The following is an 8,648-nucleotide window of genomic DNA, read 5'->3' on the forward strand; positions in this document are numbered from 1 at the left end:
AATAGAATAATCAATGAGATGCAAGAAGTTGATAGATATTCTATTTTTGTAAGCAGACCCCCAAAAGAGATGGAATGATACCAGACAGACTTTTTTATCTTTTGAATAAATACAAAATAAGCCCGTCTAAAAGCTTTTCTCAAAATTTTCTTATTTCTGATGAAGTCTTAAGATTCATGGCATCCTATGGCAAGGGAAAAGTCCTTGAAATAGGGCCAGGATTGGGATTTCTCACAGAAAAGCTATCAAAAGTATGTGACAAAGTCGTTGCTGTAGAGATGGATAAGAATCTTGTCAATATTCTAAAACAAGAGTATAATTTTGATAATGTTGAAATAGTCTGCGATGACTTCCTAAAGTTTGAAGACAAAAATTTTGATACAGTTGTTTCGAGTATCCCTTATGCCATATCCTCACAGATAACATTCAAATTATTTGAAATGAATTTTGAAACTGCAACATTACTGTATCAAAAAGAATTTGCAAGGAGATTTATTTCAAATCCAGGCGAAGAAGATTATTCTAGGCTTTCTGTAATGTCTAAAATCTATTCCGAAATTGAGGTCTTACGAGATGTTCCTCCTTCGGCCTTTTATCCTGAACCAAAGGTATGGTCTTCCATAGCTCACATCAAACTGGATAAAAAATTTGAAATAAATGATGTCTTTGAAAACACAGTCAGGGCTCTTTTTACACACAGAAATAAAATTGTCCATAAGGCAATCTATCATTCAAGAGATATATTTGGAAAAGGAAAAGAATTCAAGCAATCGCTCGATGAAATCCCTTATAAGGATAGGAGAGTATATACCCTAGATATCTTTGAAATAAAAGAGATAAGTGATTGGCTTGAAGGGATATTATGATTTTTTTTGATGATTTTGATAAAGAGATTAACCAGGTTCTTAGTGATGTCAATTGTTTTATAGGAGGTCTGGAAAAACCAATTTCTGATCTAGGGATTACCTTTCTTGATAAATTCAAAGTTTCTCTGAAAGGATTCAATACGTTTCTTCTTTTCCCATATTGGCTTTCAGACGGATTTGATATTAAGGACAAAGAAGATGTTTCTAGAAAACTTGCCAATCTCGATGTTTATGGGATAATGCATTTGAGAATTATTGATGACATACTGGACAATCCAGAAAAAATTGACAGGAACTTACTTCTTTTATCCAACATCTGTGAATTCAAGATGTATGAAATATGCTTTAAGCTAATAGGGAGAAATGAAAGTTTTTTGAAAGATCTAGAAGATACATTAACACATTTTTCAAATGCTGTTCTTTTTGAAAAACAGCATTATATCTATAAGGGTCTATTGACAGAGGAAATGAAAAACTATAATTATGAGCATATGGCAAGGAAGGCATTCCATTTGAGAATACCGATTTTATCGTATTTGTACCTTGAAGGATCAGATGAAAAAAAAAGAAAAGATTTTTTTTCCATGATGGAATGTTGGGGAACTTCGATGCAGCTGTTTAATGATGTTCTTGGATGGAAGGATGACTTTACTTCTGGCCAGATGACTTACCCCCTTGTTAAAGCTATTGAGTATCTTGAAAATGAGAATTTAGTTGATGCAGGAAAAGCAGAAGTAATGGATATCGCAGCAGCATTTATCGAAACAAATATTTTAGAAGATACACTTGGCATTTCTCTAAAGTATCAAAAAATGGCGATTGAATCTATAAGGCAATATAATATGCGCTATTTAAACGAGTTCTTTGAAGATTCTTCAAGTAAAATATCTTCAAGTATTGATAAATTTAAAAATAAAAGAGAGGATATATTAAAAGATATAATAAATTGAGAAATTCGCAATTTTATTTAGTTAAATTTATATATTAATCATTTAAAAAATAAATGGTAGGTGATTTTATGGATAAAACTACACATGAATTAATTAAAATGCATTTAAAAGAAAATGAAGGAACAGTTTATTTAACAGCACCAAACTTTTGGGTACAAGTTAAACCAGCTTTTTGGGTCTATGAATAAACCTTCTGATCCACATGTACGAACTTATTTTATTAGTTTTTTTTATAAATTTATTTTTAGGTATTTACGCAATTAAAAGTAATTATAAATCTAGATTAAATTTGTTATTCTCTTTTATAGCATTTTTTATTGCAGGAATAATAATAACTAATCCCCTAATAATTATTAGAGAACATCACTTAATATGGGAGAAAATGAATATTTTTTTTGTTATATGGACTCCCACGTTATATCTAATTTGGGCTTCAGATTTATCTAAGAAGAAACTTTTATTTAAAGACAAATACTTAGTAATAATAAGTATTATATTCTCGGGTTCTCTGTTAACTGATTTTTTGGTAAAAGATATAATAATTAGTGATGGAAAATATGAAGAAGTTTTTGGGCCTGCTTTTAATATATTTTTTGCATATTATTTAATTTGTTTTGGTTATGGCTTATTTCTCCTTTTTTCTTCTTATCGATCATCTTCACTATTAGTAGAAAAAAGAAAAAATATTTTGGCATTTATTGGAACACTTATGCCAATATCTGCAAGTATCTTAATCAACTTCATTTTTAGATTTATAGAAAAATATCCAGAACTTACAAGCAATATATACATTCTTCCAATAACAAATTCTTTAATGATGGCCTTATTTGCGTATGCTGTTTTAAAATATGATTTTTTTAAGCCAGACATAAGCATAAAAGAAAAACTTGACACGTTACGCATAAAAATACTATATATTACAAATATAATTATAATTGGACTTGGATGTATTGTTGCTATTATTCGAATTGGTTTAGGTTACTCTGTAGATACCACTATCATTGAAACTTTTTTTATTGTTATTACTGTAATGGTCTTAATAGATTTGGGTGTAAATTATTCTTTATCTGGGTATATAAGAGATAAGATAGTAACTCCCATAGAAATGATATCTCAACAATCAGAAGAGGTGGGCAAAGGCAATTTTAATTTAAGAGTAGGTTTTGATGGGGAAGATGAAATAGCAATTCTTTCAAGACAAATGGATGAGATGACTGAAAAATTAAAAAGGACCTCTCAAATAAGGGAAAATTTCAACAAAACTTTACAAATTGAAGTTCAGAATAAAACAGAGAAACTTCAAGAAGCCTACAACCGGTTGGAGAACTCAGACAAGGCAAAGAAAGATTTTATTGATGCGATAGCCCATGAATTGTATAATCCTCTTGCTGTGATTAGTGTAAGTAATGAATTTATTAATATGGATAAAATTGATCCTCATAACAAAAAAATGATAACTTCTATTCAAAGAAATGTACAACGATTGAGTTCTTTGGTCAGGGAACTTGAAGAGTTTACTTTGCTAGGTCTTCAAAGTCAAAAACTTATTATTGAAAAATTCGATCTTAATGAATTAATTAAAACAATAGTCCAAGATTTTATTATTTTGGCGAATAAGAAAAAGATAGATTTATCTTTAAGTTCTAGCGGTAAAGATTTTTATCTAGAAGGCGATAGAGCAAAGCTTACTAACGTCTTTGTAAATCTAATCGAAAATGCAGTAAACTTCTCAAATCAAAATGGAGAAATAAAAATCAGGATAGAAGAAAAAAGTCACGAAATAGAAGTAAAAATTATAGACAATGGTACTGGAATCCGTGACAAGGATATCAATAATATCTTTGAAAAATTTTATAGGGCAGAAGTAGACGATGAATTAAGACAAGGCATAGGTCTTGGACTTCCAATCTCATTAGATATCATAACAAAACATGATGGAATGATAAATGTTGAATCAGAATATGGGAAAGGCAGTACATTTACAGTTATATTGCCCAAAAAACATGTGATACTATGATTTTTCATAAAAATGTTCAGGATATAAAAGAAAATAAAATTAAAGCAGATAATGCTAAAGGTGTTTCTATAACTACTTTGGTCGGTGAAGACCAAGGGGCAAAAAATTTCTATATGCGAATAATGAAAATTGAAAAAGAAGGATTTTCCCCATACCACAAGCACGAGTGGGAACATGAAAATTTTATCCTAAAAGGTGAAGGATTTTTAAAGACTGAAGATGGCAAAAGTCCAGTAAAAAAAGGCGATGTTATATATATCCCACCAAACGAATTACACTGTTATATCAACACTGGAAATGATGACTTAGAGATCATGTGCATAATTCCATCAATGCTTTAGGAAATCCTGGACCATATTCATAGTTTCTTTGTACCCATCAATTGGTATTTCCGCTCTGTTTCCGATTTCACCTTCAATTCTCAAAACTCCATGAATCCCGCAGAACATTCCTTCAGATATCTGGCCATAGAATTCTCTTGGAGGGAGAATAGAAACTGCAACAATATCTCCATCCTTGATAGACATATCATTTGTCAAAACTGTAATGGCCCTTTTTATGTCAACATTACATATTAAAAGAGAATCAGATACTTTTGAAACTGAAAGAATTTTACCAACAAGAGTATCCACGCCATATTTATTGTCCAACTTTATTCTTTTATCTACAAAATATAGTGTGTTCATAGAAAAAATGATCTTAGCAATCCCCATTTTTGTAGAGGTTTTATTCTCTTTTCTCGAATTAGAAAGGAAATTTGAGCTCCAGCCTTCTCCAAGCGCCGATTGAAGTTTAGATATTTTTTCTCTGATAGGTTTAGTTATTTCGCTTATGTCCTCTTTTTCTGCGTATGAAAATTTTACGGCCATGATGTCAGATTTCATTGAATCAGTGATCTGAAGAGCGTCTTTCTTTTTCCACACACCTTCAAATCTTGTGCTTTCCAATGTCTTCTTAAGAAGTTCTAATGCCTGTTCTGCCACAAGTATATTTATGTTATTTTGAGTATCCATATGAAATCCTCACAAATACTTAATTGGATCTTTTTCCCCTGCATCCTGAAATCCTTTGAGCCTTAATCTGCAGGAATCACAAAACCCACAAGCATTATCATTTTCTGTATAGCAACTCCATGTTTTTTCAAATGGAACTTCAAGCTCAATGCCTTTCTTTACTATATCTCCTTTAGACATGTATGCAAGTGGTGTTTTAAGTTTAATCATTATTTCGTCTTTTGTCCCAGCGTCAATTAGTTCTTGAAACGCCTCAAAGAAAAGAGGTCTGCAATCGGGATATCCCGAGAAATCTATTGAATTTGCCCCATAGTAAATAGCTTCTGCACCAACTACTTCTGCCCATGCTGTGGCTAAAGAGAGCAGGATGGAATTCCTGAAAGGAACGTAACTTGGTGGTATCCCTTGAGTTTCTGCTTTTGGTAGGTCAATAGAATTATCAGTAAGCCCACTGCCACCTATCTCTTTCAAGAAATCAAGATTAATTACCTTGAAATCCAGTGCATTATAGAATGAAGAAATATCTTTTGCGCAATTATATTCTTTTTTATTTGTCCTCTGCCCGTAATCAACATGAAGGACGTAAATATTATGCCCATCTTTTTTTGAAATTGCAGCGCAAACTGCAGAATCCATTCCTCCACTAAGCAATACAACGGCAGTTTTCATGTTTCTATCGCCCCCTCGGCAAAAACGTCATGCCTGTGTATTGATTCATAGCTCAAACATTCTGCGTGAATTTTTGATTTTTTAAATTTAGAAGAAGCAAGGGATAACATATTTCTGCAAACATCCTCAACGAAAAGTGGGTTTGTATGCATTTTATCTACAACAAATGATTCATCCTGAGTTTTTAATAAAGTAAATACCCTTGATGAAAATGAATTTTCTACGGCCTCAATCATCTCTTCGAGGTCAATATCATTGTCAAACTCTGTTTCAATCTTTAAATTCCCAACGGCCCTTTGTATGTGTGTCCCCTTCTTATTAACGGCCAAGGCATGCGGACATGCTGTATTTCCTACAACACTCACTTCTAATATTTTTATCCATGTGCCATTGTTATTTTCTAGCCTTACTTTGACATCGTGTATCTCAATTGTATCCTTCTTACTTACAGGTGTCTTTTCGTATATGGGTATTTCAGATTCAAATTCAATTTCAGCGCTTACATAGCTGTGTTTTACCTTCAATTTTTCAAGTATGTGCTTGCCTATTTGTTCTAGTGATTTGTGATTATCCCTGACTTCATCTTCTAAGATCTCTGTGATACTCTCGATGAATCTGCTCATATGGACTCCTTTTTTGTCCTGGTCTAAATCCATAAAAATATTGATTTTTGGTATATGGCGAAATTCTTTGTTATTTCTGTCTATCTTGATAAGAGTTTTTAGATTTTTGATTCCAACTCTTTCAAGTTTCAATTGATGTTTTGGCGACTCATCTTGAGTGTTAATCATTTGATCTCTCCAATTTTATGTATCTGAAGCAATACTCTGACATTATTGTGATTTATTGGATTTGTAAGATACATTTCACATAACTCTTTATAATTAAGTTTGCCCCAACAAGGCTGGATAATAAGAGGAACGTTAAAAGAGTTTTCCTCAATAAATTTCTTTAAAAAATCATAATCAATTCTATCAGCGATTACAGCCTTCATCTGGCCATTTCTTTTTTTTATGGCATTTACAATCTTTTTGAAAATGTCTAAATCATTTGTTTCGTTATTGCTACTTGGAGTCTTAATATCAACACTGATGAAATCAATTTTCAGTAAAACGTCATTATAAACTGAACCGTTTGTTTCGATGCTTACGTAATAATTTTCTTTGTGAAGTTTATCAACAATTTCTCCTATATTCTGGAGCAAAGGTTCTCCCCCAGTAATTAGAACAGAATTAATACCATTGTTTAATTTATCAATTTCTTCTATGATTTCATCGGTACTTCTTTCAACTGCATTATAGCTGGCATATTTAGTGTCACACCAACTGCAGTCGAGATTGCATCCAGAGAGTCTTAAAAATATAGTAGGCTTGCCAATTTCTAATCCCTCTCCATTGAATGAGGTAAATATTTCAGAAACAAGGAGATTTTTCATTGGAAGACCTCTACGTAAGAGCCTTCACCTTCATATAGTCTTATAGAAAAAAGCTTAACTTTAGTTTTTTCAAATTCCTTTTCGAGGTTTAAGAAAATATCCTTTGCCATATTCTCTACTGTTGGTTGGGGGTACAAATCATTCAAAAAACAATGATCCATCTTACTTACTATCTTTTCTGTGACTATTTTCTTTAAATCAAAAAGGTCCATGACCATCCCAGTTTTATCTAGAGTACCTTCCACTGTAACGATCAATTTGTACGTGTGACCATGTAGATTAGCACATGCACCATCGTAATCAACTAATTTGTGCGCTGCATCAAATTTGAATGTTTTACTTAATCTAAATTTCATGATAATCACATATAGAAAACTATACAATAAGAGACTAAGATTAATTTATAATGATTTCTCTTAATTTATATAATAACTCAGCTTTTACTTTCCTTCAACCCTTTTTCCACTTCTTTGTATATCCTCTTTAGTATTTCAGCCCTATTGTCTGAATTCAATATGCTTCTGCCAACTACAATAACAGATGAGCCATTAACAATTGCTTCTTCTGGAGTGCATATCCTTTTTTGGTCAGAAACTTTATCGTCTCTTAATCTTACCCCGGGAGTTACATATATCAGTTCTTTACAAAGATTTGGCCTAATAATATTAATATCATTGGGGGAGCAAACTATCCCGTCACACCCATTTTCTGATGCCATTTTTGCATATTGCACTAATGCATGGTCAAGAGGCTTGTCAATTAAAATATCTTTTAGAGATTTTTCATCATGGCTTGTAAGAACTGTTACGCCTAAAATATTTGGCCTGATATTTCCATAATATTTGACACCGCTATTTACACCCCTAACTGCCGCCCGGATCATCTCTTTTCCGCCCATCGAGTGAATTGTAAACATCCTGACTTTGTGCTTGACCAAAGCCTTTGAAGCGCCTTCTACTGTGTTTGGAATATCGTGAAATTTAAGATCCAAAAAAACATCCCTATCATAGCTTTGTGGGATTTTGATTGAAGAAGTTCCTTCAGAAACAAATAATTCCTTCCCGATTTTGTATACTCCAACATATTCACAACTCTCTTCAACTAATTCTTTGGCCAAATCTAAATTATCAACATCAAGCGCTAGGCATATCCTCTTCCGAACATCATCATCCATAATCATTAGCTTCGCCACTCCCTTGGATTCTTTCTCCACAGTTCAATTTCACTCTTGCTATTGCCAATCTTATCTGATTCATACTCAAGCAAGCCTTCAAGTGACAAAAGACTTTGAAAAGGAACATCTAGCTCTTGGAATAATTTTATAGATTCAGGAAATTGGTAAGAGAATATAGAACAGGCATTCAAAGATTTTGCAGAAGACTCTTTTAATAAATTGATCGCCCTTCCAAGGGATCCACCTGTTGAAACAACATCTTCTATAACAAGTATATTTTTATCAAAATCAATATTCCCTTCAATGCTCTGTTTTTTCCCATAGTCCTTGTGGGAAGACCTAGCATATCCAAACGGCACATCAAGTTTATCAGAGAGCCATGCACCCCAGGAGATGCCGCCTGTTGCAACTCCAATTACAGATTCAATTTCCATATCTTTTATTTTTTCTAAAAATCCCGATATGATCTTTTTTCTCTCTTTTGGATAGGATATCAGCCTTCTTGTATCGCAGTAAATGGGACT

General features: G+C 32.6%; 11 protein-coding genes. 4 read left to right on the forward strand and 7 right to left on the reverse strand.

Annotated elements, in window-relative coordinates:
* Positions 1 to 74 precede the first annotated feature (74 nt).
* The 4 genes from rsmA (at position 75) to KO464_07090 (ending at position 4,174) form a co-directional block, all read left to right on the forward strand.
* Complete coding sequence (gene rsmA, locus KO464_07075; protein ID MCC7573136.1) at positions 75 to 866, forward strand: ribosomal RNA small subunit methyltransferase A; 792 nt, start codon at positions 75 to 77, stop codon at positions 864 to 866.
* Positions 863 to 1,816, forward strand: coding sequence for a hypothetical protein (locus KO464_07080; protein ID MCC7573137.1), 954 nt, complete (start codon positions 863 to 865; stop codon positions 1,814 to 1,816). Before rsmA ends, KO464_07080 begins: the two co-directional genes overlap by 4 nt.
* Before the next feature lie 202 nt (positions 1,817 to 2,018).
* Complete coding sequence (locus KO464_07085; protein ID MCC7573138.1) at positions 2,019 to 3,833, forward strand: HAMP domain-containing protein; 1,815 nt, start codon at positions 2,019 to 2,021, stop codon at positions 3,831 to 3,833.
* Entirely contained in the window at positions 3,830 to 4,174 is a 345-nt protein-coding gene (locus KO464_07090; GenBank protein MCC7573139.1) for a cupin domain-containing protein, read from the forward strand. Before KO464_07085 ends, KO464_07090 begins: the two co-directional genes overlap by 4 nt.
* Here KO464_07090 and KO464_07095 read toward each other — a convergent pair.
* From KO464_07095 to KO464_07125, 7 genes are all read right to left on the reverse strand, one after another.
* Positions 4,163 to 4,846, reverse strand: coding sequence for a tRNA-binding protein (locus KO464_07095; GenBank protein ID MCC7573140.1), 684 nt, complete (start codon positions 4,844 to 4,846; stop codon positions 4,163 to 4,165). The genes KO464_07090 and KO464_07095 overlap by 12 nt on opposite strands.
* Before the next feature lie 9 nt (positions 4,847 to 4,855).
* Positions 4,856 to 5,515 (reverse strand): 7-cyano-7-deazaguanine synthase QueC, encoded by a 660-nt coding sequence (gene queC / locus KO464_07100; protein ID MCC7573141.1) that lies wholly within the window; start codon positions 5,513 to 5,515, stop codon positions 4,856 to 4,858.
* Positions 5,512 to 6,303, reverse strand: a complete 792-nt coding sequence (locus KO464_07105) for a GTP cyclohydrolase I FolE2 (protein MCC7573142.1) — start codon at positions 6,301 to 6,303, stop codon at positions 5,512 to 5,514. Before KO464_07105 ends, queC begins: the two co-directional genes overlap by 4 nt.
* Positions 6,303 to 6,950 carry a 7-carboxy-7-deazaguanine synthase QueE gene (locus KO464_07110; GenBank protein MCC7573143.1) on the reverse strand — a complete coding sequence of 216 codons (648 nt, stop codon included), beginning with the start codon at positions 6,948 to 6,950 and terminating at the stop codon, positions 6,303 to 6,305. The genes KO464_07105 and KO464_07110 overlap by 1 nt, the downstream gene beginning before the upstream one ends.
* Positions 6,947 to 7,306, reverse strand: coding sequence for a 6-carboxytetrahydropterin synthase QueD (queD, locus tag KO464_07115; protein ID MCC7573144.1), 360 nt, complete (start codon positions 7,304 to 7,306; stop codon positions 6,947 to 6,949). Before queD ends, KO464_07110 begins: the two co-directional genes overlap by 4 nt.
* A 77-nt stretch (positions 7,307 to 7,383) precedes the next feature.
* On the reverse strand, positions 7,384 to 8,130 hold the full coding sequence (gene pyrF / locus KO464_07120; GenBank protein MCC7573145.1) for an orotidine-5'-phosphate decarboxylase: 747 nt from the start codon (positions 8,128 to 8,130) through the stop codon (positions 7,384 to 7,386).
* Positions 8,130 to 8,648, reverse strand: a 519-nt coding sequence (locus KO464_07125; protein ID MCC7573146.1) for an orotate phosphoribosyltransferase, incomplete at its 5' end; no start/stop codon positions are given. The genes pyrF and KO464_07125, both read right to left, overlap by 1 nt.

The sequence above is a fragment of the Methanofastidiosum sp. genome (assembly GCA_020854815.1).
Classification (GTDB): Archaea; Methanobacteriota_B; Thermococci; order Methanofastidiosales; family Methanofastidiosaceae; genus Methanofastidiosum.

Coding starts and splice junctions, on each gene's coding strand:
- KO464_07110 (MCC7573143.1), bottom strand. CDS start 6,950: ATGAAAAATCTCCTTGTTTCTGAAATATTTACCTCATTCAATGGAGAG.
- queD (MCC7573144.1), bottom strand. CDS start 7,306: ATGAAATTTAGATTAAGTAAAACATTCAAATTTGATGCAGCGCACAAA.
- queC (MCC7573141.1), bottom strand. CDS start 5,515: ATGAAAACTGCCGTTGTATTGCTTAGTGGAGGAATGGATTCTGCAGTT.
- KO464_07095 (MCC7573140.1), bottom strand. CDS start 4,846: ATGGATACTCAAAATAACATAAATATACTTGTGGCAGAACAGGCATTA.
- pyrF (MCC7573145.1), bottom strand. CDS start 8,130: ATGATTATGGATGATGATGTTCGGAAGAGGATATGCCTAGCGCTTGAT.
- KO464_07080 (MCC7573137.1), top strand. CDS start 863: ATGATTTTTTTTGATGATTTTGATAAAGAGATTAACCAGGTTCTTAGT.
- rsmA (MCC7573136.1), top strand. CDS start 75: ATGATACCAGACAGACTTTTTTATCTTTTGAATAAATACAAAATAAGC.
- KO464_07085 (MCC7573138.1), top strand. CDS start 2,019: ATGTACGAACTTATTTTATTAGTTTTTTTTATAAATTTATTTTTAGGT.
- KO464_07090 (MCC7573139.1), top strand. CDS start 3,830: ATGATTTTTCATAAAAATGTTCAGGATATAAAAGAAAATAAAATTAAA.